Origin of the sequence: Saccharopolyspora rosea (genome assembly GCF_025643595.1) — a bacterium.
In the GTDB taxonomy this organism is placed as follows: domain Bacteria; phylum Actinomycetota; class Actinomycetes; order Mycobacteriales; family Pseudonocardiaceae; genus Saccharopolyspora; species Saccharopolyspora rosea.
The window spans coordinates 2,828,193-2,851,307 of the sequence record NZ_CP102826.1 but is presented as its reverse complement, the minus strand read 5'-3'; the positions used below and the strand labels follow the sequence as shown (position 1 = coordinate 2,851,307).

The following is a 23,115-nucleotide window of genomic DNA, read 5'->3' as shown; positions in this document are numbered from 1 at the left end:
CGAACGCGCCAGGTCCTTCCGCCCTCCGGGCGGGACCGGATCAGTGGTCGGACCGGTTCCACCGGGGCTCGACGATCTCCCACTCGCGTTGCCAGGCCCGCTCGGCCAACGCACTCGCGACGGCCCGCGTGACGACGATGAGCAGGGCGCAGGTGATGAGCAGGCCGCCCAGCGCGAGCGCGGCGACGCCGGCCGCGGCCGTGACCATCTTCGCCTCGCTGTCCGGTGGTGACGCCACCTGCTCGGCCGCGCTCACCCAGACCCGCAGCGGTCCGCCGACCTGGATCCGCCGGTCGACCTGGACGTCGCCGGCGTGCGGACGCCCGTCGGCTCCGGTCCACGCCGCGCGCGCCCACCACGTGACGGCCTGGACCTCCGGCCCCGAACCGGACGTGCGCAGCTCCGGCGGCGTGGCGACCTGGGCCTGCACCCAGTGCCCGCGGGCGGCCACGGCGGCCGCGGTCGTCTCCGCTCGCGCGTGGACGTCGGTGCCGAGCCACCACGCCCCCGGCACGCCGAACACCGCGATCACGAGGAACAACGCCGTCAGCGAGGCGGCCACCCGGTCGAGGCGGCGCCGCAGCGGATTGCTCCGCGGGCGCAGTGCCTCGACCAACCAGCGGACGCCGGTGAACCGCGGGGCACGTGCCATGCTCAGCCCCCGATCAAGTCGTTCGGTCCCATGGTCGCCGCTGGGCGTCGCGGGTCGTCAGAGCACTTCGTCACCTGCCGGTGGCCGGGTCGCGCCCGGCCGGATTCCCGCCGCGGGCGGGGGACCGCTCCGCGGCGCGGTGCGGCCCGTGTCGTCTCCCGGTGTCCGAGTGACCGCACGTGGGCGGTCGGGCCGTTCGTCTCTGGGGGAAAGCCGTTCCCACCGGGAAGGCTGGTGGGCATCGGAGCACACGGCAACGGGAGTCCTCATGTCCCACGCGCAACGAACGGAAACATCCGCGGACCGGATCGCCGGGTCCTGGGGATGGTTGCTCGCCTTCGGAATCCTCACGGTGCTCGCCGGAGTGGCGGCCCTGGTGTCGCCCGGCCCCACCGTCCTCGTCCTCTCGATCGTCTTCGGCGTCCAGCTGCTCATCGGCGGCATCTACTGGTTGGCGCAAGCGCTGATCGCGCGCGACGGCACGGCCGCGCGGATCGTGCTGGCCGTGCTGGCGGTCCTCGCGGGTGTCATCGTGCTGCGGTCCCCCGTCGCGGCCGCGCTGGTCTTCCCGCTCGTGTTGGGGTCGTACTGGCTGATCAGCGGGCTCGTCGAAACCGTCCACTCGGTGGCCGACCGCAGCACGCCCTCCCGCGGCTGGGCGATCACCTCCGGCGTGCTGAGCGTCCTCGCCGGCATCGCGCTGCTGGTGTACCCGGGGATCGGACTGCTGACGATGACCTACCTGCTGGGCATCTGGTTGCTGGTCTACGGAGCGCTCGCCGCGGGCCGGGCGATCCAGCTGCGGCCGCGCACGACCGCGGAGGTGCGCACGCCACCGCAAGCGGGTCCGGCGCACGCGTGAACCGGCCTGGGCTCATTCTCTTTCGGTGAGTGGTCTCGCCACTGGCACCGCCGCGGGTTCTCAGCGGTCGGCTCGCGAGGACAGCCCCGACGCTGTGTATTTGGGCATACATGAGTCGGGGCTCCCGGAGCCGAGACGGCCGCTGAGTGCCTGTCTTTGAACTTGGTCCGGAACCCGCGTGGCAAGCGGCGGTAGCCGCTTTCTCTTTCGGTGAGCGGTCTCGCAACCGGCACCGCCGCGGGTTCTCAGCGGTCGTCTCGCGAGGACAGCCCCTCCGCCGTGTATTGGGCATACATCAGGAGGGGCTCCCGGAGCCGAGACGGCCGCTGAGGTTCCGCTACCGGCGCCGCCTCGCAAAACGAGTTCGAAGACAGGCTCTGAGCTTGTTCTTTAACCTGTGCGGCGGGGGCGTTTGGTGCCTGTTTTTGGTCGTTTTGTCTTGTGTGTGGTGGCGGTGTGCACGTTGTGGCGGGGCGTGGGGTGGCGGTTGGTTCGGCCCGCGGGGCGTCCTGGTCCTGGTCGGGAGGGTTTTGGTACTCGGGCGGGGGTGCCGGTGTGTTTGCGGAGGTGCCGAAATCCTCGGCGGACGCGGGCCGGGGTGAGCCGGTCGGGTTCGGCGGGTTTTTCCCAGGGACGGCGCAGGTCGGCGGCCAGTGAGCGGGCCAGTCGTAGTTGGGTGTAGCCGGCGAGGATGAGCCATGTCCAGCGGTCGGCGGCTTCCGGGGTGCGGAGTTTCGGGCATGTCCACCCGAGTGTTTGCTTGAGCAGGCGGAAGGTGTGCTCGATGTCGAATCGCCTCAGGAACGCATGCCATAGGTGGTCCACATCGGACCCGGAAAGATCCACTGAGGAACACCAGAGCCATACGGGTGTGGGAATCGCCCCGGACGGTAGTCGATCGACCTCCAGTCGGATCACGGTGCCCTCGATGATCGGTAACCGGCCTGCCTGCGCGGCCCAGGCACTGCGGTGGGTCAATCGTGGGTGCAGCCGGTTCCATGACCGCGCGGTGGCCGGTCCGTAGAGGCGGGTGTCGGTGCTGGTGGTGACGTCCGGATCACCCCAGGTGGCCGGGTCACCGAAGACGAACTCGCCGCCATGGCGTGGTGGGCGGCCGTATGCGCCGGGGGTTCGAGGCGGGGCCGCTCGGCGCAGGACCCGGTCCGAACGCATCCGACCCAGCACCACGACCGGCAGGTCGGCCAGCAGAAACGCAAGCCGGGGCGCGTCATACCCGGCGTCGGTCACCACCAGGATGTCGGGATCATCCGGCGTCTGTTGCCCGGCGGCGATCAGGTCGGTGACGACCTGGCGCAGCTGGGTCGCGGTGACCTCGGCGGCCTCGTCGCAGGGGGCCAGCCGCACGGCATCCAGCGGCGCGGTCCAGGAATGACGGCCGGTCTCCAGCGCGCAGATCACCGAATACGGCCACCCGGGAATCATGATGTGCTGACCCTTGCCGCGCCCGTAGGTATGGCACATGATCCGCTGCGGCGAGGTCGGCGCGTCCGGGCGCAGCCAGCTGGTGATATCCACCGCCAGCACCAACCGGCCATCGGCCGCCCGCGGCAGAGGTAACCCGGCCAGGGCACGCCGGAGCCTGCTCACCTCCACCCGCCCCCGATTCAGGGCGGCATACAGAGCACCGTGCCCCCGTCGATGCTCACTGGCCAGCGATAACTCCACCAGCGACCGCACCGGCCCATCCGCGCACAGCACCGCATCGGTCAACTCGAACAACCCATCCGCCCGGCTGGACAAGCACCGATGAAACTCGTTCCGGAACCCCGACAACCGCCCGAGCGCCGCAGCCATCTCGGGATCATGCACACTCACCACTGAAGCCCTTGGAATGATCACCGTTCTGTAGCAAGACGCATGATCAACCAAGGGCTTCATCCATGACCAACCGGGTCCACCACCAACCCCCGACGTTAAAGAACAAGCTGAGGTTCCGCCACCGGCACCGCCACCCACAACGGGCTCGAAGGCAGGCTCTCAGCTGTGCAGGTGCGCCGGGCGCCCGGTGAGCTGCTCGACGTCGATGCTGGCCGCTTTCAGCAGGTGCTTGGCCAGGTCGAACAGCGCCCGCGCCGCGGCCAGTTCGGCGCCGACCTCGGGGACGTTGGCGTCCTCCGGCGCGCGCTTGGCCGTTCCGCTGCCCCGCAGGCCCGTCGCGTCCCGCGTGCGCAGCCGCGCGGCCGCGTGCGTGCGGTCCTCGTCCTCGGTGATGTCGATCTCGACCGACCAACGTTCCGTGGCGCTCATGGGTGCTTCCCCCGTCATTCGGTCCGAACCGTCCAGTCGCCGAACACCAGCAGCGCCGCGGCGAGCGCCGCCGCCGCGACGAAGGCCGCGCCCTCGTGCAGCACCAGGCACAGCACCGCGAGCGCGCCCGCGACGAGCGCGATCCACCTGGGCGGCGACATCCTGGCGAGCAGCCACGCGACCGGCCGCACGCGGGTCATCCGGTCCGCGAACTCCGGGTCGTCGGCCCGCAGTCGCCGCTCCATCTCGTCGAGAAGCCGTTTCTCGTGTCGTCGAAGCATCGCAACCCCCGTCCGACGGGCATGTGCCGCTCGGACGAAGAATCCCCGCGACGGGGCCGGACCGGACAGGGCCCATCGGCCCACGCTGGTCGTCGACCGGGCCGGTGGACCCCGCCGCTCCGGACGGGCGTCGGCTGGGCACCGCGCCCGGAGTCCTGCGGCGGATCGGGTCGGCGCCGGTGATGGCCCCGCGCCTCCGCAGCACCGGGTCGTGCACCGCGAGGGTGCGCGCGTTGCGCCAGTGCCGGTCGAGTCCCGGTTCGCGGCCGACGATCGACGCACCGCCCACGTCGAAGACCCGGTCGACCGCGGCGAGCACCTGCTCGACGACGTCCTCGTGGCGCTGGCGCCGGTGCCGAGCTCGGTGCGGTCGCGGTGCGCTGCCCGGAATCGTGGACGGATCCGATCGCCGCGCCGGCCCACGACGAACGCCTCCCGCAGCGGATTTGTCCACAGTGGACGACGGGATCCGTGCGGCGCCCCACCACGAGCCGCTCTCCCGACTTCGCGGAGCCCCGGTGGGCCATACTCGCCGGGGAGTCGCGCGGCCCCGGCTGCCGCCGCGGTTCCCGTCCCGACCGACATCGCTCGATCCGAGCGACGCCAGTACGAAAGATGGGCAACACCGTGCTGAACAACACCACAGCCGTCGTCACCGGCGCGTCCAGCGGCATCGGTGCCGCGGTCGCGGAAGCGCTCGCCGCCGAAGGCGCCGCGGTCGTCCTCCTCGCGCGGCGCCGCGACAGGCTGACCCAGCTCGCCGACGCGATCAACGCGCGGGACGGCGGCCGGGCCCGGTCGTACGAAGCCGACGTCACCGACGCCGACGCGGTCCGCGCCGCGATCGACACCGCGGTCCGCGACTGCGGCGGCATCGACGTCCTGGTCAACAACGCGGGGAGCGGTACCTGGAGCCCCGCGCTCGAAGCCGAGCTGACCGACTGGCACGCCATGGTCGACGTCAACCTGAACGGGGTCCTCAACGTGACCCACGCGGCGCTGCCACACCTGGCCCGAGCCGCCGCCACCCACGACCGCGGCGTCGCCGACCTGGTCACCATCAGTTCGGTCGCCGGACGCCGGGTGCCCCGTTCGACCAGCAACGTCTACGCCGCCACCAAGCACGCCGTCGGCGCCTTCTCCGAAGCGCTCCGCCAGGAGCTCGCCGGGCAGCACGTGCGCGCCGGGCTGGTGGAACCCGGCGTCGTGGCCACCGAGCTGACCACCAGCGGCCGCGAAGGCGCGCCCGACGCGACGAATCCCACCGGATACGGCGTGCTCCAACCGAGCGACATCGCCGACGCCGTCGTGTTCATGGTGACCCGCCCGCGCCACACTGCGATCAACGAGATCCTGGTGCGGCCGACGGAACAGACCGTCTGAGCCCGGAAGCGGTCGCCGCCACCGCTGGTCGGTGGCGGCGACTCCGGCGATCAGGTCACGAAGCGCACGGTCCAGAAGTCCGAGGACAACGCGTTCTCGGTCAGGTACGCGTACGGCATCGTGAAGTAACCCTGCTGCCCCCAGTCCGCACCCCAGGAGTTCCGGCAGGTGAAGCGCTGCTGCGCGTCGTCGTAGCCGACGGCGACCACGGCGTGCCCGCCCAGCACGTTCTCCCCCGCCGTCGGCATCGGCGCCACACCGGTCCGCGCGACCTCCGGGCTCTCGAAGCTCTCGTACACCGTGAACCCGAACACGAACGGGTAGCCGACGGCGAGGCAGCCGCGCAGCTGGTCGAGGTCCTGCGCCACCCGCAGGTAGGCGGAGGCCCGGTGCTGGAGGGCGTCCTTGTAGCAACCGGGAGGCGGCTGCTGGGCTTCCTTCGCGCCCGGCGGGAACATGCCGTCCGGCTGCGCCGGGGTGGCGTCGTAGGGCCATTCCTGTTCGGTGCACACGCCCTGCTTCGCCACGCTCTTGATGCCGTCGCGGATCTGCGCACCCGAATCGAAGGACACGTGCCCCTCCAGCGCGCGCTCGTTGTAGTAGATGAACAGCCGCGAGGGCATGAAGTCCTGCGCGTGCTCCTTCTCCAGGTCGAACTGGTAGGCGCCGGCGATCGCGTTCGCGGTGCAGCTGCCGATCTGCCCCTGGTCGTAGGGGGCGGGGAAGCCGGTGCGCAGGTCGACGCTCGGCGGCAGGCTCGTGACCGCGACGCGGGGCGCCGCGTAGAGGAAGTCGCGGGCGTCCGGCAGGTCCGGTGACCAGCCGTAACCGGCGATCTTCCGGGGTTGCGGTGGTTCCATGTCGTCCTCCTCGACGAACGGAGTGCTGGATGGGCAGGGTCGTCCAGCAGACCTCGAAGGCGTTGGGCCGCCGACGTCCCGCCCCGGAACCCCCGCCGGTTCGCCGCAGCCGAGGATCATCACGTTCGCCCGGTCCGGAACGGCCGCGATCGGTTGGACGTTGCTGATCTGCATTGACCGATCACCGCGAAACAAGCAGCCCACAGCCCCCGGACGGCCACCGTGCGCCGCGGCCGAGCTCGTCACCAGAGCCTTTCGCCTCGGTAGCGGGCGCGCCGCCCGGCGACCGGACCCGGCACCGGCCCGCGGTCCGAGCGGTCGTGGTCGCTGTTGTGCCCCACGCGGTCCGGCTGATCGCGTACCGTGGTCGGCGCCGGCGCGATCGAGGGCGACGAGGAGGACGCGATGCACGGGGGCGGCCACGGCGGCGGTTTCGGCGGACATCACGGCGGACATCACGGCGGCGGATTCGGTGGTCACCACGGCCACCACCACGGCGGTACTCATCACCACCACGACGGCGGGACGTTCATCCCGCCCACGTTCCGCACGAGCTCCGGAGCCGGTCGCGGGCGGACCGGCGCACCGTCCCCGTGGGTGATCGGCGGCGTGGTGCTCCTCGTCATCGTGGTGACGCTGCTGATCGCGCTCCGGTAACCCGTCCCCGGGTGCGCCGAAACCGCTTGTGCGGCAAGCGCTTCCCGCCCGGGATCAGCGGTCCGGGGACGTGCCGGTGTCGGTACCGATGCCCGCCGGGCGAGCTGGGTGCTCGCCGGATTCGTCCTCGCGGGCGGGCCGTCGCGTGAGCAGCGGCCACAGCGGCGGGAGCCGGTAGGTCGCCAGGTAGACCAGCGCGGCGGCCGCCGCACCGACGTAGTAGGCGATGTTGCCCCACTCGGGGTGCGCCGTCGCGAACGCCCCGGTGTAGGCGGCGGAGTGCCAGAACGGCACCGAGCACAGCACTCCCGCTCCCCAGGCCAGGAATCCCCATTCGAGCACCCGGTTCCGGTCGTACAGCTCGTTGATGCGCCGCCGGTCGGAACGCTTGCCCAGGTGGTAGTCCAGCAGCAGCACCGCGGCGAACGGCGTGATGAAGTACGCCGTCAGGTTCAGGAACACCTCGAACTTGGCTTCGGTGCCGGTGGCGCCCCACAGGCTGATGGCGTAGGCGAGCGCGCAGATGATGGTGACGGCCTGCTTGCGGTTGACCGGGATGCGCAGCGTCTGCACCGAGATGGCTCCGCCGTAGACGTTGAGGAAGTTCTGCGACAGCGCCGAAATCGTCACGGCCAGCAGGGCGGGCGCCGCGAACGGGCCGGTGAGCTGGTGCAGCGCCGCGATGGAGTCGGAGGTGCTGGTGCTGCCCGCCACCAGGGCGCCGACCACGCCGAGCCAGAAGACGGTGACGAAGTTGCCGAGGCCGGTGAACACCGCGGTGAGCCGGGTGTTGCGGCGCGAGTCGGGCAGGTAGCGGGAGTAGTCGGAAGCGAACGGCGCCCAGGCGACCAGGAACGAGAAGAACAGCCCGGCCAGGGTGATCCAACCGCCGACCGGCCCGATGTAGCCGGGGGCGGCCGGGCGGGCGTCGAACACCCCGGCTCCCCGGGTGATGGCGACCGCGGTGGTCACCGCGAACAGCACCAGCAGCACGATCGCCAGCACCCGCTCCAAGAAGTGGATCATGTTGTAGCCGTAGACGGCCACGACCAACTGGACCGCGGTCAGCACCAGCGCGCCCAGCCAGAACGGGACGGGCACCAGTTCGGTCAGCGCCTTGGTGCCCAGGATGACCGTGACGGCGGCCCAGCCGATACCGGCGAAGACGTTGATGTAGGCGACCGGGATGAAGTTGCCGAAGAAGCCCAGCGGGCCGCGGGCCTGGATCTGCTGGGGCACGCCCAGCCGCACCCCCATCCGCGACATCACGGCCATCAGCAAGGCGCCCACCAGCGCGCCGGTTCCGATCGCGGTCACGGCGGCCCCGAATCCCAGTCCGAGCGTCGTGGCGCTGAAACCCAGCAGCATGATGGGGAAGTTGAGGTTGGCGGCGAACCAGACGAAGAACTGCGAAGCCGGCTTGCCGTGCCGTTCGCCGTCCGGGATGTGGTCGACCCCGAAGGGCTCGACCTTCGTGACGGCGCCGCCGTAGACCGGCTCGCCGGTCGAGGGTGGCTCGGCGCTCATGGTGACCTCCGTGGGGCTGTGCTGTCAGGGGTGGAGCGGGGTCAGCCGCGCCGGGTCGAAGAAGGCGCCGGAGCGGTAGATCAGCGGTGGCGCGTCGCTGTGCTGCGCGTGCACCACGCGCCCGATGAACACGGTGTGCGTGCTGGCCTGCAGCCGTTCCCGGTTGCGCACCTCGATCGCGGCGCAGCAGCCGCCGATCAGCGGCGCGCCGTTCGGGCCGCGCGACCAGTCGATCGAGGCGAACTTGTCCGGTGCCTTGCTGGCGAAGACACCGGCGACGCCGACCTGGTCGGCGGCCAGGATGTTCACCGCGAAGTGCTCGGAGCGCAACAGCGCGGGATAGGTCGACGAGGTCCGCTGCACGCAGACCATCACCAGCGGTGGTTCCAGCGAGATGCTGGAGAAGGCGTTGACGGCCAGACCGCGCGGGGTGCCGCCGTCGTCGACGGTCACCAGCGTGACGCCGGTGACGAAGCGGCGGTGGACCTCGCGGACGTCCTCGGGGTGCACGGCGGTGGGCGTTGCCACGGGATGTCCTCCTGTTCGGTCAGTCGACGGTGAGCGGGATGATCCCCAGCGCGGACAGCAGTTGCCTGGGGTCCCAGGTCACCCATTCCTCGACGATCCGGTCCCCGTCGAAGCGGCTGAAGGTGGCGCCGGAGACGCGGACGGGCCGGCCGGTGGGCGGCACGCCGAGGAACTCGCCGGTGTGCGTGCCGAGGCTGTGCCAGCGCACCGCGACCCGGTCGCCGTCGACGAGCATGTCGTCGATGCTGGTGCGCAGGTCGGGGAAGGCGTCGCGCACCGCGAGCACGGACGCCGCGAACTCCTCGCGGTTCTGCGCGGTGCTCGCCGAGTGGGAACGGCGCACGTAGTCGGGCGCCAGCAGGTCGTCGAGCGCGGCGACCTCACCGCGGTCCCAGACGGCCTCCCAGGCCACGCGCAGGCGTGCGCGCCGGGCTTCTTCTTGGACGGGCATCGAGGTTCCTCCCTCCACGGGCGGTGGTCAGCACAGCCCGCCGCTCGGTGCGGCGGGCGGGCGGGGCTCGGTGCGCGCACCGAGCCGGCTGCGCACGTCGTGCGCGACCCGCTGGATGAGGCGGGTGAAACTGCCCTCGGCGAACTGCCTGCCTGCGTGGAACCGCAGCCAGCCGGCACCGTCGAGGTAGGTGGCTTGCAGCGCCGCGCACCGGTGGTCGAGCGCGGGGCCCGCGACGGGTTCCGCGGCGTCGTCGACCAGCAGCAGGTGGTAGGCCGGGGCGGCGGCGCGCCGCCACTGCCGGAAACTCCCGAACTCCTCGGCCTCCTCGCGCAGGCGCAGGTCGAGCGATTCGGCGATGCCGCGCGCTTCGGCCTGCGACCAGCCCGGCTCCGCGGCCCGCGCCGGCCCGGCGGAGAGCGCCTGCAGGCAGACCTGCGCAGTCCCGGAGCCGTCGGACCAGCACAGCGCGACCCGGTGCACGTGGCTGCGACCGGGCAGCGCCCTGTCCGCCAGCGGGACGTGACCGGTGAGCAGACCGATGTTCTCGGCGAGCAGCTCCGCGGCCCGCGCGACGTCGCCCGGGGCCGGACCTCCCCGGCCGTCGGGTCCGGTGCGGGCGGTCATCGGACCGGCCCCGCACCGCGGGCTGAGACCCCCGTCACGACGTCTTGCATGGCAGGGGACGGTACGAGCGGAACAGCGGGGATGTCAACGCATTCGCCCACGGAGACCGTATTCGCAGATCAACTCCGCTGTTTCTTGACACTCACCCGTCGACACTCTTAGCTTCCCTGCCATGCAAGAGGCGAGCTTGTACGCCACTGGCATGGCAGCGCCGCGGGGCCGCGGGGCACGTGCCAGGGTTCTGGACCAGCTGCGGGACGCGATCGTGCGCGGTGAGCACCCCCCGGGGACCTCCCTGTCGGAGGGCGCCCTCGCCGAGGCGTACGGCACCAGCCGGACACCGATCCGGGAAGCCCTGCAGCAGTTGCAGTCCGAGGGACTGGTCGAGGTCGTGCCCCGGGTCGGCACGTTCGTCCGGCAGCCGTCCCGCCGCGAGGTCGTCGAGCTGTTCCAGCTCAAGTCGGTGCTGGAAGGGCTGGGCGCGCAGCTGCTCGCCCAGCGGGGCCGCGTCGCGGAAACCGAGCTGCTGCAAGCGAATCTGGCCGACTCCGAAGCCGCGGTGCAGGCCGGTGACATGGAGCGGTACGCGCAGCTGGTGCACGAGTTCCACGGCCTGATCGTCCAGGGCGCCGACAACCACCGCCTGGCGGCGCACTACAGCAGCCTGATGAACCAGCTCGCCTACCACCGCATCGTCGTCACGACGCTGCGGCACCCGGGCCGGCTGGCGGCGTCGCTGGACGAACACCGGCGGGTGCTGGACCGGATCGTCGACAAGGACGGCTTCGGGGCGGAGGCGGCGATGCGCGACCACGTCCGGTCCAGCGAACGCGAGGCGATGACCGAACAGCAGGAGGAATGACCGCCGCTCGGCGCGGCGCGAGGAGGAATCCCCATGCGCTTTTCCGTCTTCCACAACCTCGGGGCCCCGGGCAGGCTCGACGAGTACCACGAGGTGATGCGCGAGGCCCGGGAGTTCGCGGTGGCCGCCGACCAGGCCGGGTTCTGGTCGACGTGGTACACCGAGCACCACTTCGGGCACGAGGGCATCGAACTGACGCCGAACCCGGTGCTGATGGGCACCGACATCGCCGCGCACACCTCGCGGATCCGCATCGGGCAGGCCGCCAACATCATCACCTTCTGGCACCCGCTGCGGCTGGCCGAGGACATCGCCCTGCTCGACCAGCTCTCCGGCGGCCGGGTCGAGGTCGGCGTGGGCCGCGGGCTGTACGGACGCGAGGCGATGAACCTCAACCCGCTGGCCGATCCCCGCGACCAGGAGCAGAACCGGGCGCTGTTCGAGGAAACCCTCGACGTCATGCGCAAGGCGTGGAGCGGGGAGTTCTTCTCCCACGACGGCCGGTTCCACCGGTTCCCGGCGCCCGGTGTGCAGTGGAACCACCCGCTGTCCCCGGCGACTCCGGACTACACCGAGGACGGCGTCATCACCAAGCTCGCCGTCACCCCGCGCTCCTACCAGCGACCGCACCCGCCGCTGTGGCAGGTGATCGACAGCCCCCGCTCCATCGAGAGCGCCGCGCGGGCCGGGATCCAGGGCCTGTTCTGGCTGCCGCCGGTGTCCGCGCTCAAGGACCGGTTCGAGCTGTACCGCCGGGCCGCCACCGAGGCCACCGGCCGCGAACACGCGCTGGGCGAGGGCATCGGCCTGGTCCGCGACGTCTACGTCGCCGACACCATGGAACGGGCCCGCGCCGAGTTCGAGGAGGCGGTGATGACCTCCTACCGGTGGATCACCCACTGGCGCGGGCTGGGCAACCTGATGGAGGCCGGTGAACAGCTCACCGACGACCACCGGCTGTCCTACGACTTCCTCGCCGAGCGCAACCTGCTCGTCGGCACCCCGGACCACGTGGCGGGCAAGATCCAGGAACTGCGCGACGAGTTGAACCTGGAGCACCTGCTGCTGTGGACGACGCACCCGGGTCTGGAGCACCGCAACGCGATGCGCAGCCTGGAGCTGTTCGCCGAGAAGGTCATGCCCCAGTTCGCCGGGCAGCCGTGATGACGCCGATCCGCAGGACGTTCACCGTCACCGAGGACGTGCGCGCCGAACTCGGCCACCCGGTGGACCACCCCGTGCGGCGGGCCGCGGCGGCCGCGGTGATCGCCAACCCGTGGTCCGGTCGCGGTGTGGTGGCCGACCTGGTGTCCGACGCCGCGCCGACCGCGACCGCGCTCGCCCACGAGCTCACCGGCAGGCTGCTCGCCGCCCTCGGCGGCGCGCACCGCCTCGCCTCGTTCGGCAAGGCCGCGATCGTCGGCCTGGACGGGGAGGGCGAGCACGGGGCGGCGCTGATCCACACGCCCTACTTCGGCAACATCTTCCGCGAACTGGTCGGCGGGACGTCGATCATCGCCTTCTCCGACGACCGCGGACCGGCCGGCACCGCGCTGGCCGTGCCGGTGTGGCACAAGACGGCCAACGCCACCCGCTCGCACTACCAGACCGTCCCGGTGCGGATCCCCGGCGCACCCCGCGCGGACGAGATCGTCGTGGTCGCCGCGGCGACCGACGGTCCCCGCCCGAACGCGCGCATCGGGGACCGCACCACCGACCCCGCCGTTTCCCTCACCGACCTGGAGCCGCAGGCATGAACCTCCGCAAGATCGTCACGAACGTCGAGGACCTGCACGCCGAGGGCGGACGCCCCGTGGACCCGGTGGCGCGCACCGCCGTGGTCCTCGCCGTCATCGAGAACCCCTGGGCGGGCGCCGGTTTCGTCGAGGACCTGGCACCGCTCATCGACGAGGTCGCACCGCGGCTCGGCGAGCTGCTGGCACCCCGGGTCGCCGAGGCGCTGGAGCGGCCCATCGAGGCGTACGGCAAGGCCGCGATCGTGGGCCTGGACGGCGAGATCGAGCACGGCTCGGCGCTGATCCACACCCTGAAGTTCGGCGACCACTTCCGCAAGGTCGCCGAGGCCACGACGCTGCTGCCCGCCGTGGAGAAGCGGGCACCGGCGGGCACGGTCTTCGACATCCCGCTCAAGCACGTCACCGACGCCACGATCCGCTCGCACCACCAGACCGTCGAGGTCCGGGTGCCCGACGCACCGCGCGCGGACGAGATCGTGATCGGACTGGCCGCGGCCGCGCAGGGGCGTCCGCAGGCCCGGCTGGCCCCGCTGGCGAGCGAGCGGTGAGCGGCCCGGAGCGGCCCGAGGTCGTCCTGCTGCACGGAGTGGGCCTGGATTCCCGGATGTGGGCGCGCTGCCGTCTCGGACGGCACCACCGGGTGCGCGCGCTGGACCTGCCGGGACACGGGAACGCCCCGCCGGTGCGCGGGGAGGAGTCCCTGGCCGGGCTGGCCGAGCGCGTCGCGGCGCGGATCCCGGGGCCGGCGCACCTGGTCGGCTTCTCGCTGGGCGCGCTCGTCGCCCAGCGGATCGCCCTCGACCACCCCGCCCGGGTGGCGACGTTGTCGCTGGTCAGCTCGGTGGCCAACCGCTCCCCCGAGCAGGCGGCCGCGGTGCGCGAGCGGCTGCGCACCGCCGAACACGACTTCGCCGCGTCGGCCCGCGCGGCCGTGCAGCGCTGGATGTCGCCGCGGTGGCGGCGGGAGGAACCGGAGCTGGCCGAGCAGCTGCTGGCGACCCTGCTGGCCAACGACCGGGACTCGTACCTGGCCTGCTACCGGGTCTTCGCCACCGCCGACGCCGAGCTGTGGCCCCGACTCGGCGCGATCACCGCCCCCACCCTGTGCATCACCGGCGGCGAGGACACCGGCTCCACACCGGAGATGACCCGGGCGCTGGCCGCGGCGCTCCCGCGCGGCCGCGCCGTGGTCGTCCCGGGCGCCCGCCACCTGCTGCCGCTGGAACGCCCCGACGTCCTCACCGAGCACCTGTCGACCCACATCGAGGAGTCCCGCAGTGAACAACCCGCGCTTTGACCACTACATCGGCGGCGAGTGGGTCCCGCCCGCGGACGGCCGGTACTTCGACAGCACCAACCCCACCACCGGCGCCGCGTTCTACTCCGCCGCCCGCGGCACGCGGTCCGATGTGGACCGCGCCGTGACCGCGGCCCGGCGCGCGTTCGAATCCCCGTCGTGGCGCGACCTCCCGCAGACCGCGCGCGGGCGGCTGCTGCGGCGGGTGGGCGAGCTGATCGGCGAGCACGCCGAGGAACTCGCCCGCGCCGAGACGCTGGACAACGGCAAGCTCCTCCGGGAGATGCGCGGTCAGCTGGCGAGCCTGCCGGAGTACTACCACTACTTCGCGGGCTGCGCGGACAAGATCCACGGCGAGGTGATCCCGGCCGCCGACCGGGCGGTGCTCAACTACACCCAGCGCGAACCGCTCGGCGTCGTCGGCGCCATCACCCCGTGGAACTCGCCGCTGCTGCTGACCACCACCAAGATCGCCCCGGCGCTGGCCGCCGGGAACACCGTGGTGATCAAACCCTCCGAGCACACCTCGGCGTCCCTGCTGGAGCTGGTGCCGCTGTTCGCCGAGGCCGGTTTCCCGCCCGGCGTCGTCAACGTCGTCACCGGCTTCGGCGACGAAGCCGGTGCCCCGCTGGTCGACCACCCGCTGGTCGCCAAGGTGAGCTTCACCGGCAGCACGACGACCGGCTCCCGCATCGCCTCGGCGAGCGGCTCGCGGTTCGTCCCCACCACCCTGGAACTCGGCGGGAAGTCCCCGAACATCGTGTTCGACGACGCGGACACGGCGAACGCGGCGATGGGCGTCGTCGCGGGGATCTTCGCCGCCGCCGGGCAGACCTGCGTCGCGGGCAGCCGGGTGTTCGCGCAGCGCGGCGTCTACGACGAGATCGTGGAACGGGTCGTCGACCGGGCGAGCAGGATCCGCATCGGCGACCCGCTGCGGGACGACACCGAGCTGGGCCCGGTCGCGCTGGCCGACCAGCTGGCCAAGATCGAGCGGTACGTGCGGCTGGGAACCGAGGAAGGCGGGCGGATCGCCCACGGCGGCACCCGACCGGACCTCGACCTCGGCGGTTTCTTCTTCCAGCCCACGGTGTTCGTCGACACCGACAACTCGATGCGGATCTGCCAGGAGGAGATCTTCGGCCCGGTCGTGACCATCATGCCCTTCGACACCGAAGAGGAGGTGGTGGGACTGGCCAACGACTCCGGCTACGGCCTCGCCGCCGGGGTCTGGACCCGCGACCTCGCCCGCGCGCACCGGATGGCCTCCGCGCTGGAGGCCGGGACCGTCTGGATCAACACCTACCGGTCGATGTCGCCGATGTCGCCGCGCTCCGGGTTCAAGAACAGCGGGCTGGGCGTGGAGCACGGCACCGAGGTGCTCCGCGAGTACACCCGGTTGAAGAGCGTGTGGGTCAACACCAGCGAAGAACCCGCCGCTGACCCGTTCGTGCTGCGGTCATGACGGTCACCGCCGCACCGCGCTCCGGGTCCGTCGAGCAGGCCGGTGCCGACCTCGCCCGGGGCCGTCCGGTCGTGCTGGCCGGTGGCGACGCGGGACACCTGGTGCTGGCCGCCCGCACCGCGACGCCGGAAGGGGTCGCGTTCCTGGTCCGGCACACCAGCGGCGTGCTCCGCGCCGCGATGTCCGCCGCCGACCTGGAACGGCTGGACCTGCCGCCGGTCGCCGCGCTCGCCGAGATCGTCGGGGACGACGGCGATCTGGTCCCCGCGGGCGAACTCGTCCTGTTCGCCGCCCGCCACGACCTCGCCCTGGTGTCGGTCGACGAGGTGGTCCGGTACCGGCGGCACGCGGAGCCGCAGGTCGAACGCGCCGCCGAGGCTCGCCTGCCCCTGCGGGAGGGCGAGTTCCGCGCGATCGGCTACCGGGAGGTGCGCGGCGGAGCCGAGCACCTGGCGCTGGTCCACGGCGAACTCGGCGACGGCGAGGACGTGCTGGTGGTGATCCACCCGGAGTGCCCGGCAGGCGCCCTGCCCGCGTCCCTGGGCTGCGGCTGCGGCGCACACCTGCGGTCCGGGCTCGCCGCGGTCGTCGAGGAGGGCCGCGGCGTCCTGGTCTACCTGCGCGGGCAGCCGCGGTGCGGCGCGCTCCACGACACCGCGGCGGCACCGCCCGACGACGTCAGGGTCGCGCAGGTCCTGCGTGACCTCGGGGTCCGCTCCCCCCGGCTGCGCCGCGGTTCGTCGGCGACCACCTGACCGCGGCGGCTGCTCACTCGGCGCACGCGCCCTGCGCCGCGCACATCGGCTCGGCGGGTTCGACGGCTTCGCGGCCGTCCACCTCGCCCTCGGCGGCGTCTGGCGCGACGACCACCGGGCAGTGCGCCCGGTCCACGCACGCCGACACGGTGCTGCCGAGCAGCCCCCGGATGCCCCGGCGGGACGCCGGCCTGCCCAGGACGAGCATGTGCGCGCCTGCCGACTCCTGGACGAGCACGTCCACCGGCTTGCCCTCGACGAGCTCGACGCTGATGTCGACCGAGGACGCCTCACCGACGCACTCGCGCACCATGCGGACCAGCCGCATCCGGTGCGTCAACCGGACGAAGCGGGGCGACTGGGGCGCGTGCGTCACGAAGGGGCCGGGGCCAGCGAGACCCGCGCGGGACTGCCATGCCATGACGACGCGCAGTCCGACCTGCCGCGCCTCGGCTTCGCGTGCGGCCCACCGCAGTGCCGCGGCACTGCGCTCAGAACCGTGAACTCCCACGACGATCGGTCTCGTGTCCGCCACCGGCGCCTCCTGCTGATCGGAAACCAACTCCGCGCGCACCCGCACAGCGGCCCTCAGACACGCCTCATCGCACAACTCACGGCCACCGCGTTATCACTCGCGCGTTCCGTATTCCATGGTACACGGCTCCGACGCGCCACGCCCACGAATCGGAGTGACATGACTCTCAGTAACGCCCGATCTTGTCCACATTGGACAACAACGAGTCGACATGGGGCCTCACGAAGCCAGTTTCGATCGGCACGCGCGTTACCTGTGGTTCATCTGTCCACTATGGATTCGCAGCACTCGTCCACATTGGACTCGTCAGCCGAGGTGCGCCCGCGCGGGCCCGGCACCGACCGGCCCCGGTCAGCGGGGCGCGGCAGCAGAAAACGGGGTCCCGGGGCGCGTGCCCCGGGACCCCGTCCACACCGCTGCGGTCACGCGCGGATCATTCGGCCAGCAGGTCCACGTCCTCGTTGGTGTCGCCGTCGTCGTCCGCGGACCGGCTCGGCCGCGCCGGCCGGGCCTGCTGCCCGGGCTGCGCCTGCTGGGTCGGCTGAGCCGGATGAGGCGGTCGCGCCTGCTGGGGTGGCTGGGGCTGCTGTGGCGGGACCTCGTCCTCGTCGTCGTCCCCGTCCGAGTCGTCGTCCTGCGGCGGGAACTGCCGACGCAGGTTGTCCAACATGACGGCCCGGGTCTCGGCGTCCTCGTCGCCGAGCGTTTCGGCCATCACCTCGCCCACCCGCTCGGAGATCCCGCCCTGGGCCCGACGGATCGTGCTCAACACCTGGGAGGACAGCTCCTCCAGCGGCATCGAGCGGATCTTGTCGGAGAACTGCAGGTCGTGAACGGTGCCGTCGGCTCCGACGGTCACCCGCACCGCGCCGTTCGCGCCGCTCGCGCTCAGCCGGATCTCCTGCGTCTTCTCCTGGACCGACCGGTAGCGCTCGGCCTTGTCGGCGAAGCTCTGCGCCCACTGGTCGATCCGGCGCTGCACCTCCTCGGGATCCCGGGTCACGTCGGCGATCGCGCTCACGTGCTCGTCAGACATCGACGCTCCTCCGTGCGGTCCGCTCGGTGGCCTCCATCTTCGGCAGGGACGGCGTCGGCTCCCGCAGGATCCGCCCGAAGCGGTCGGAGCCGTCGGTGTCGACCTCCGAGTAGTCCCTCGCCACACCGCGCACGTTGTCCGCGGTGGCGCTGACCCCGTCGACCGCCGCGTGCAGGGCGTCCAGGCCCTGCTTCTCCACCGGATTGATCACGGACGGGAGGAACGCGCACAGCAGCCCGAACGAATCGTCCGACATGCTGGCCGTCTCCGCCGCCGACACGGCCGTCTTCAGCCGGTCCACGAGCCCGTCCAGGTGGCTGGCGTGAGCGCTCAGATCCTCACTGACGACTTTGAAACCCATGATCACACTCCCCCGCACTCGCTCATGTCCGCACCCGCGTCTCCGCGTCCAGGACCTCCTTGACGCGGTGGGCGATGCGCGACCGGCTCGCGGGCGAGATGCTGACCCACTCCCCGTCGCGCACCATCATGTACCGACCGGACGGCGTGTCGAACCAGCTGATCAGCACCTCGGACCGGCGCAGCGCCCCGGTCCGGTCCAGCGCGCTGACCCCCAGCTGACCGCCCCGGATCCGGTTCTCGGCCAGCCGCACCAACCGCTCGGCGTCCTCTTCGGACACCCCGGCGCGGACCAGCGCGTCCGTTTCGTCGTCGATGCCGAGCGGGTCGTCGGTGTCGTCCTCGCTCGTCGCCCGCGCCAGGTCCCGGTACCGGAGGGTGATCGAGTGACCGGTGGCCGCGTCCACGTCCGGCAGGTGGTCGACCACCGCTCCCACCAGGGCCGTCGGGCGTATCTCGGTCAGCTCGACGCGCTCCTGGAACACCTCCGCGAGCACGGCGGAGTGGGCGCCGCCCGCGGCCACCGCGCGCAGCGGGCCGTCGGCGTAGCCGATCGAGTCGACGACGAGCCGCGGCGCCACGAGCAGCGGCAGCAGGTCCTCGACGCCGCGGTGGGAGGCGCGGCCGCGCAGGTCCGCGAGCGTCGTCTCCCGGATCCGCTCCCACTCGGCGACGTCCTGGCCGTGCACCGACGCCGACAGCGGGAACGGCGGCGCTCCGGCGTCCGCGCCGGACCAGAGCACGTCGAACTCCAGCGGCGACAGGGCGAAATCAGCCGTCCGCGTCACCTGCGTCGTCCTTCCCGGTCGGTCGCTTCTTCTTGAACTTCACACCGATCACCGGAGGCGCCGGGCGGTCGTTGACCTGGAACGGGTTCTGGTCCTTGAGGTACCCGCGGGACTGGTGCTCCTTGTCCTCGCCGCCGCCCTGCCGCGCCCCGGCGCCACCGGCCATGCCGCCCATGGGCGCCGCTCCCGCGGCCCCGGCGTTGCTGCCACCACCGCCGGGCGCACCACCACCGGCGGTGGCGGACGAACCGCCCGCGGCCGGCGCCGCGCTCGACGTTCCCCCCGGCGAGAGCCGGTTCTCGGAGCCGCCGCTCGGGCTCCCGGCGGGGGTTTCCAACGACGGGGCACCGCCCGCGCCGCTCGCACCGCCACCGCTCGGGCGGAAGGCGGCGGGCCCACCCGGGCCCGGCACGCCACCGGCGGGCGGCCGCCCGCCGGCTCCCGGCCCGCTGCCCGGCTTGTCCGGCCTGGACGGCAGGTCACCGCGGAACGACGGGGTCCAGTTGCCCTGCGGCGACTGGAACTGGTTGACGTGCTGCTGCTCGCCCTGCGGAAGTCCGCTCGGCGGCACGAACCGGGGCGGCGTCGCCGGCGTGTTGTGCGTCGACGCGCTCGTGGTGGACGCGGGCATGTTCGGCCCGCCGGTCTTCTGCTCCGTCGACTCCGGTCCCCGCGCCTGGGGCTTCGGGGGCTCGTAGTTGAGCGCGCGGAGCTTGTGGGTCGCGGCGTTCGGGTCCGGCGCCTTCGGCGCGTTCGGCTTGTCCGAACCGGACGGGACCGGCCGGAGCTTCCGGGTTTCGGCCGCACCGCCGGAACCGCCGGTCGGCGCGGAACCGGCCGCGGGGACGTTCCCCGGCGCGTTCAGCGGTGGTGGTGCCGCCGGTCCGGCGGGCGTCGGTGGTGGTGCCGACTGCGGCGGGCCAGCGGTGCTCGGCGCGGACATCGCGTGCACCCCGGCGGGCTGGTTCGAACCGACCGGCGTCATGCGCTGGGTGGCCCCCGCCTGCGGGTCGGGCGCGCTCCCCGGTTCCGCCTTCTTCTCCTCGGGGTCCTGCGGCTTCTCGTGCCCCTGTTGGTGCGGTCCGGCGGCCCCCGGCGAAGCCTGGGGCGCGGACCGGGCCTCCCGGTGGCCGCGGAAGGTGATGTCGTCCGGCTGGAACGCGGGGGTCTTCTCGTCGATCTCCCGCGACGCCTTCTCCATCTCGGTCATCACGTGCACGGCGTGGTCGTGCTTGGAGTTGGCGTCCTTGGCGGCCATCGCGATGGCGACCGCGTTCATGACCGCGAGCCCGTTCAGATCGCCGCCGACGTAGTTCTGCCGCACGAAGGCGCCCGGGTCGAAGTTGCTCGGCTCGGGCATCTCCGCCTTCGCCCACTCCATCACGGAGGCCTGCCGGCCCACGTTCTGGCCGACACCGCGCATCGTCTTGGCGAGCTCGTCACCGCGCCGGGCCAGCTCGGTCAGCGCGGTCCGCGCCGCGTCGGCGGCCTGCCCGCGCCAGCCCGTCGAGCTGCCGCGCACCGCGTCCTGCAACGCGGACGACGCCTCCTCGACCTCGTCGGCGAGTTCGGTCCACTGCCTGCCGCGGGCGTGCGCCTGACCGGGCTCGTTGTTCTCGTGCACGGCCCGGAACAACTCGCTGTGCCGCATCGCGGCCCACTGGACGGGTTCGCCCAGCGCGCGGTCCCCCGGGGTCTGCCCGGGATGTGCCGGTACCACCGCTTCCCTGCGTGCTGCCTGCTCGGTCACGACGGCGCCCCCGGTGCTCCTCGACGAACCCGACCTGCGGTGCTGCTCGCGTCCAGACCCCCGTCCCGGGCGACCTGGCGGAACGACTCGGCGCGTTCCTGATCCGTCTGCGCGTAGTCGCGCATCGCGTCCTGCACGGCTTCCTTGGCCTGTCGCAACGCGTCCCGGTACTTGCGGAGCGCGTCGGTCAGCGACCGCTGGCCGCCTTCGGCGCGACCGCGGAACTTCGACGCCATCGACTCGGCGACCACGTTGGCACCGAACGGGATCGGCTCGGCCATGCCCTGGGCGCGCCGCATCCACTCGTCGGTCTTCTCAATCTGGTCGTCCAGCGCCGACGTCAAGCGCTCTCCCGCACCAGGTTCGAGGACCAGATCGAAGCCCTTGTCATCGGGCGTCTTCTCCACGTGTTCCTCCCCGCGCGGCGACGCGGAGGATGAGGCCGGGGTCTCCGACATCTGCCCCCCTCAACACCCTGCTCGGCTCATCGGCTGACGACGCTCACGCTCGCGGTCCGACACGACGCACAAGACGTACTGTCACCCGGGACACTATCACCGCCGAGGCGCGCGTCACGATCGGCATGTCGAGCGCACCCGTGCCCGGAACGCGGTGAAACCGCCTGGTCACACGCGCGACACCCCGGCCCCGCGCGCCTGTTCGCCCGCGGGGACCAGCACGATTGCTCCGAACAGCCGATCGACCGGGAAAATCCGCGGGAATCCGACCAAATCGGACGAGTACACAGTGGACTGTTCGTTGCTCCTCCTCCCGTGCCCACGGAAACAGGTGGACCGAAAGAGCCTGTCACCGCCCGGAAATCCCACCGCCATCTCCCCGACACCGTGCGCACCGGCGGCAACCGGACGACGATCCCACCTACGTCCCACCTCGACTCCGGGCCTGGCGACACGATGGCGGCGACGACCAACCTGTGCTCCGACGTCTCCGTGCTGGAGATCTTCGGGGCGCTGCTGTTGCCGGTCCCGCAGCGCGCGGGTTACGAACACCCGGCACGGAGCGGGCGGACGTCGAGGTGGTGGTCTCGTCCCCGGCAGGTCCACAGTGGTCAGCGGCCCTCGTGGTGCCGTGCGGCGAAGGCGTCGCGTAGGCGGCGGGGATGAACCGGTCCCCGATGACGACTGTCTGCACGGATCCTCCTGTCACAGCGGTTCCAGCGGTCGGCCGCGCACGGCGGCGGGGTCGGCGCGCGCGAGCGCGGGATCGGTCCCCGGCGGCAACGACCCGCTGCACACCACCCAGGACGCCTGCCCGGCGAGCGGTTCCAGCTCGGCGAGGAGCCGCCCGGAAAGCTGTTGGCCGACGGGCTGCGCCCGCCGGTGGAGGTCACTGACGTCGACCAGGCCGGATGCGCCCGAGGGTGGGAACCACGCCGACCCCGGCCGCCGTCGCCGCGGCGACCGCGACGTTCTCCAGCCCGGAGCGCGCGACCGCGATCAGCTTCAGGTTCGGCGCGGCGGCGAGGAGTTCCCCGCCGAACCGGTGCGAAGTGCACCCCGATCGCTTCGGCTCCGGACACGGCGTCGCGCAGTTGCGGGGCGAGGGGAAGTCCTTGCGCCACCGGCCGGACTTGACGCCGGCATCGGCGCGGGCGATGTTGCGCGCCTCGGCGAGCATCAGCCCCAGTTGCAGCTCGGCGACCGCTTCCGCGCCGCGCGCCGTGCTCGCCCGGCACGGCGTGCGGCGCGCGGCACTACTGGAGGAGGTCTTCGCCGGCAACGACTTCGTGGTCGTCCAGGCGCGGCTGACGCCGCGGACCGAGCGGTGCATCACCGCCGAGCACTTCGCGCTGATGCCGCGGCACGCCTACTTCGTCAAGCGGCCGACGCGCTCGACGAGGAATACGCCCGGTACTCGACCTGGTGCGCGCGCTGCTCGGCCCGGTGCCGTCCCGGTTCTGACGGGCCACCGCGCCCCGCGCGGCTGCTCCGGGCTGCGGCGGCGTCGGACGCGCGATCCGCGGGCCTGTCGCTCTCACCCGCGGGAGGCTCGAACGCGCTTCACGCGTCCCGAATCCACCTCATCGGAATAATCCAGAAGCCGGAGTTCCGATCGCTCCCGGTCAACCGCGGCGGACCGGCGTCGGCACCCCGGCCAGGTCGTGGGCGCGGTCGTTGCACGTCGGACAGGTCCCCCACAGCCACGGCGAGTCGCCGACCGCGGCCGGAAGTTGCTGGCCGCACAACGTCGTGACCTGCCTGCCTTCCGGATACCCGCCGTAGGGCCGGGCGTCCTGACTCGCGTGGCGTTCTCCCGCGGCGGGAACCCAGTGGAACGGGTGCATGAGCCACCTTCCGTCGGCCGGACCGGACACCCCGAGTCCGCGCGCCGCAACGCTTCCGGCCGCGAACCCGGCTGTTTGCGATTAATCCTAGATCGTCGATACGCTGCCG

Annotated in this window: 28 protein-coding genes and 1 pseudogene; 11 read left to right on the top strand and 18 right to left on the bottom strand. The window is 72.2% G+C overall.

Going from position 1 to position 23,115, the window contains the following annotated elements; translation table 11 throughout:
• Positions 1 to 40 precede the first annotated feature (40 nt).
• Positions 41 to 652, bottom strand: coding sequence for an Rv1733c family protein (locus NV263_RS13255; RefSeq protein WP_263253406.1), 612 nt, complete (start codon positions 650 to 652; stop codon positions 41 to 43).
• Positions 653 to 920: 268 nt separating this feature from the next.
• Between NV263_RS13255 and NV263_RS13250 the strand changes: the two genes are divergently transcribed.
• Positions 921 to 1,514 carry an HdeD family acid-resistance protein gene (locus NV263_RS13250; RefSeq protein WP_263253404.1) on the top strand — a complete coding sequence of 198 codons (594 nt, stop codon included), beginning with the start codon at positions 921 to 923 and terminating at the stop codon, positions 1,512 to 1,514.
• A 390-nt stretch (positions 1,515 to 1,904) separates the two neighbouring features.
• Here the strand turns inward: NV263_RS13250 and NV263_RS13245 are convergent, their stop codons facing one another.
• The 4 genes and pseudogenes from NV263_RS13245 to NV263_RS13230 all read right to left on the bottom strand — a co-directional run.
• On the bottom strand, positions 1,905 to 3,329 hold the full coding sequence (locus tag NV263_RS13245; RefSeq protein WP_263248505.1) for an NF041680 family putative transposase: 1,425 nt from the start codon (positions 3,327 to 3,329) through the stop codon (positions 1,905 to 1,907).
• Between the two features lie 183 nt (positions 3,330 to 3,512).
• Positions 3,513 to 3,782, bottom strand: coding sequence for a DUF1876 domain-containing protein (locus tag NV263_RS13240; RefSeq protein WP_263254179.1), 270 nt, complete (start codon positions 3,780 to 3,782; stop codon positions 3,513 to 3,515).
• Between the two features lie 14 nt (positions 3,783 to 3,796).
• Positions 3,797 to 4,063 carry a DUF3040 domain-containing protein gene (locus tag NV263_RS13235; RefSeq protein WP_263253402.1) on the bottom strand — a complete coding sequence of 89 codons (267 nt, stop codon included), beginning with the start codon at positions 4,061 to 4,063 and terminating at the stop codon, positions 3,797 to 3,799.
• 223 nt (positions 4,064 to 4,286) lie between these two features.
• Positions 4,287 to 4,517, bottom strand: a pseudogene (locus NV263_RS13230) (hypothetical protein); the annotation flags it as partial.
• A gap of 161 nt (positions 4,518 to 4,678) precedes the next feature.
• On the opposite strand from NV263_RS13230, the gene NV263_RS13225 reads away from it, so the two are divergent.
• Positions 4,679 to 5,446, top strand: a complete 768-nt coding sequence (locus NV263_RS13225) for an SDR family oxidoreductase (protein WP_263253399.1) — start codon at positions 4,679 to 4,681, stop codon at positions 5,444 to 5,446.
• Between the two features lie 50 nt (positions 5,447 to 5,496).
• On the opposite strand, the gene NV263_RS13220 is transcribed toward NV263_RS13225, so the two are convergent.
• On the bottom strand, positions 5,497 to 6,306 hold the full coding sequence (locus NV263_RS13220; protein WP_263253397.1) for a C1 family peptidase: 810 nt from the start codon (positions 6,304 to 6,306) through the stop codon (positions 5,497 to 5,499).
• A 363-nt stretch (positions 6,307 to 6,669) separates the two neighbouring features.
• Here NV263_RS13220 and NV263_RS13215 point away from each other — a divergent pair, with 363 nt between their 5' ends.
• Positions 6,670 to 6,963, top strand: coding sequence for a hypothetical protein (locus tag NV263_RS13215; protein ID WP_263253395.1), 294 nt, complete (start codon positions 6,670 to 6,672; stop codon positions 6,961 to 6,963).
• A 54-nt stretch (positions 6,964 to 7,017) separates the two neighbouring features.
• Here the strand turns inward: NV263_RS13215 and NV263_RS13210 are convergent, their stop codons facing one another.
• From NV263_RS13210 to NV263_RS13195, 4 genes are read right to left on the bottom strand one after another with little or no spacing between them, the layout of a single operon-like run.
• Positions 7,018 to 8,490: a purine-cytosine permease family protein gene (locus tag NV263_RS13210; RefSeq protein ID WP_263253393.1), complete on the bottom strand. Its 1,473-nt coding sequence runs from the start codon at positions 8,488 to 8,490 to the stop codon at positions 7,018 to 7,020.
• A 24-nt stretch (positions 8,491 to 8,514) separates the two neighbouring features.
• On the bottom strand, positions 8,515 to 9,018 hold the full coding sequence (locus NV263_RS13205; protein ID WP_263253392.1) for a flavin reductase family protein: 504 nt from the start codon (positions 9,016 to 9,018) through the stop codon (positions 8,515 to 8,517).
• 19 nt (positions 9,019 to 9,037) lie between these two features.
• Positions 9,038 to 9,469 carry an ester cyclase gene (locus NV263_RS13200; RefSeq protein WP_263253391.1) on the bottom strand — a complete coding sequence of 144 codons (432 nt, stop codon included), beginning with the start codon at positions 9,467 to 9,469 and terminating at the stop codon, positions 9,038 to 9,040.
• Between the two features lie 27 nt (positions 9,470 to 9,496).
• A complete protein-coding gene (locus NV263_RS13195; protein WP_263253389.1) occupies positions 9,497 to 10,096 on the bottom strand; it encodes a hypothetical protein in 600 nt (199 codons plus the stop codon).
• Between the two features lie 202 nt (positions 10,097 to 10,298).
• On the opposite strand from NV263_RS13195, the gene NV263_RS13190 reads away from it, so the two are divergent.
• From NV263_RS13190 to NV263_RS13160, 7 genes are read left to right on the top strand one after another with little or no spacing between them, the layout of a single operon-like run.
• Positions 10,299 to 10,958 carry a GntR family transcriptional regulator gene (locus NV263_RS13190; protein ID WP_263253387.1) on the top strand — a complete coding sequence of 220 codons (660 nt, stop codon included), beginning with the start codon at positions 10,299 to 10,301 and terminating at the stop codon, positions 10,956 to 10,958.
• A 33-nt stretch (positions 10,959 to 10,991) separates the two neighbouring features.
• Entirely contained in the window at positions 10,992 to 12,122 is a 1,131-nt protein-coding gene (locus tag NV263_RS13185; protein WP_263253386.1) for an LLM class flavin-dependent oxidoreductase, read from the top strand.
• Positions 12,122 to 12,715 carry an amino acid synthesis family protein gene (locus tag NV263_RS13180; RefSeq protein ID WP_263253384.1) on the top strand — a complete coding sequence of 198 codons (594 nt, stop codon included), beginning with the start codon at positions 12,122 to 12,124 and terminating at the stop codon, positions 12,713 to 12,715. The genes NV263_RS13185 and NV263_RS13180 overlap by 1 nt, the downstream gene beginning before the upstream one ends.
• Positions 12,712 to 13,263, top strand: a complete 552-nt coding sequence (locus NV263_RS13175; RefSeq protein WP_263253383.1) for an amino acid synthesis family protein — start codon at positions 12,712 to 12,714, stop codon at positions 13,261 to 13,263. Before NV263_RS13180 ends, NV263_RS13175 begins: the two co-directional genes overlap by 4 nt.
• Positions 13,260 to 14,012: an alpha/beta fold hydrolase gene (locus NV263_RS13170; RefSeq protein WP_263253381.1), complete on the top strand. Its 753-nt coding sequence runs from the start codon at positions 13,260 to 13,262 to the stop codon at positions 14,010 to 14,012. The genes NV263_RS13175 and NV263_RS13170 overlap by 4 nt, the downstream gene beginning before the upstream one ends.
• Positions 13,993 to 15,477 (top strand): aldehyde dehydrogenase, encoded by a 1,485-nt coding sequence (locus NV263_RS13165; RefSeq protein WP_263253379.1) that lies wholly within the window; start codon positions 13,993 to 13,995, stop codon positions 15,475 to 15,477. The genes NV263_RS13170 and NV263_RS13165 overlap by 20 nt, the downstream gene beginning before the upstream one ends.
• The gene (locus NV263_RS13160) at positions 15,474 to 16,232 is read left to right on the top strand and encodes a 3,4-dihydroxy-2-butanone-4-phosphate synthase (RefSeq protein ID WP_263253377.1); all 759 of its coding nucleotides are present in this window, start codon (positions 15,474 to 15,476) and stop codon (positions 16,230 to 16,232) included. Before NV263_RS13165 ends, NV263_RS13160 begins: the two co-directional genes overlap by 4 nt.
• 13 nt (positions 16,233 to 16,245) lie before the next feature.
• On the opposite strand, the gene NV263_RS13155 is transcribed toward NV263_RS13160, so the two are convergent.
• The 7 genes from NV263_RS13155 to NV263_RS30585 all read right to left on the bottom strand — a co-directional run bounded on the left by NV263_RS13155 (position 16,246) and on the right by NV263_RS30585 (position 22,492).
• On the bottom strand, positions 16,246 to 16,767 hold the full coding sequence (locus NV263_RS13155; RefSeq protein ID WP_263253375.1) for a universal stress protein: 522 nt from the start codon (positions 16,765 to 16,767) through the stop codon (positions 16,246 to 16,248).
• 433 nt (positions 16,768 to 17,200) lie between these two features.
• Complete coding sequence (locus tag NV263_RS13150; protein WP_263253374.1) at positions 17,201 to 17,803, bottom strand: YbaB/EbfC family nucleoid-associated protein; 603 nt, start codon at positions 17,801 to 17,803, stop codon at positions 17,201 to 17,203.
• Entirely contained in the window at positions 17,796 to 18,164 is a 369-nt protein-coding gene (locus NV263_RS13145; RefSeq protein ID WP_263253373.1) for an ESX-1 secretion-associated protein, read from the bottom strand. The genes NV263_RS13150 and NV263_RS13145 overlap by 8 nt, the downstream gene beginning before the upstream one ends.
• Positions 18,165 to 18,186: 22 nt before the next feature.
• Positions 18,187 to 18,951, bottom strand: coding sequence for an ESX secretion-associated protein EspG (locus NV263_RS13140; RefSeq protein WP_263253371.1), 765 nt, complete (start codon positions 18,949 to 18,951; stop codon positions 18,187 to 18,189).
• Positions 18,935 to 20,701 (bottom strand): WXG100 family type VII secretion target, encoded by a 1,767-nt coding sequence (locus tag NV263_RS13135; protein ID WP_263253370.1) that lies wholly within the window; start codon positions 20,699 to 20,701, stop codon positions 18,935 to 18,937. Before NV263_RS13135 ends, NV263_RS13140 begins: the two co-directional genes overlap by 17 nt.
• Positions 20,698 to 21,108, bottom strand: coding sequence for a hypothetical protein (locus tag NV263_RS13130; RefSeq protein ID WP_263253368.1), 411 nt, complete (start codon positions 21,106 to 21,108; stop codon positions 20,698 to 20,700). Before NV263_RS13130 ends, NV263_RS13135 begins: the two co-directional genes overlap by 4 nt.
• A gap of 940 nt (positions 21,109 to 22,048) precedes the next feature.
• Positions 22,049 to 22,492, bottom strand: a complete 444-nt coding sequence (locus tag NV263_RS30585; protein WP_317630423.1) for a hypothetical protein — start codon at positions 22,490 to 22,492, stop codon at positions 22,049 to 22,051.
• Between NV263_RS30585 and NV263_RS30700 the strand changes: the two genes are divergently transcribed.
• Entirely contained in the window at positions 22,383 to 22,754 is a 372-nt protein-coding gene (locus NV263_RS30700; RefSeq protein ID WP_397545625.1) for an NAD(P)-dependent oxidoreductase, read from the top strand. The two genes, NV263_RS30585 and NV263_RS30700, sit on opposite strands and share 110 nt — an antisense overlap.
• 30 nt (positions 22,755 to 22,784) lie before the next feature.
• Here NV263_RS30700 and NV263_RS13120 read toward each other — a convergent pair whose 3' ends face one another.
• Positions 22,785 to 23,006, bottom strand: coding sequence for a zinc finger protein (locus NV263_RS13120; protein WP_263253366.1), 222 nt, complete (start codon positions 23,004 to 23,006; stop codon positions 22,785 to 22,787).
• Positions 23,007 to 23,115 lie beyond the last annotated feature (109 nt).